General features: G+C 52.1%; 1 rRNA gene. It reads left to right on the plus strand.

Annotated elements, in window-relative coordinates:
- Positions 1 to 263: ribosomal RNA gene (locus tag ACTHSL_RS13770) — 16S ribosomal RNA — on the plus strand; the annotation flags it as partial.

The following is a 263-nucleotide window of genomic DNA, read 5'->3' on the forward strand; positions in this document are numbered from 1 at the left end:
GTCTAGCGTTGTTCGGAATCACTGGGCGTAAAGCGCGCGCAGGCGGACCATCAAGTCTGAGGTGAAAGCCCGAAGCTCAACTTCGGAATTGCCTTGGAAACTGATGGTCTGGAGTGCAATAGGGGATAGCGGAATTCCAAATGTAGAGGTGAAATTCGTAGATATTTGGAGGAACACCGGTGGCGAAGGCGGCTATCTGGACTGCAACTGACGCTGAGGCGCGAAAGTGTGGGGATCAAACAGGATTAGATACCCTTGTAGTC

The organism is Neisseria sp. P0008.S010 (assembly GCF_051962715.1).
In the GTDB taxonomy this organism is placed as follows: Bacteria; Pseudomonadota; Gammaproteobacteria; order Burkholderiales; family Neisseriaceae; genus Neisseria; species Neisseria elongata.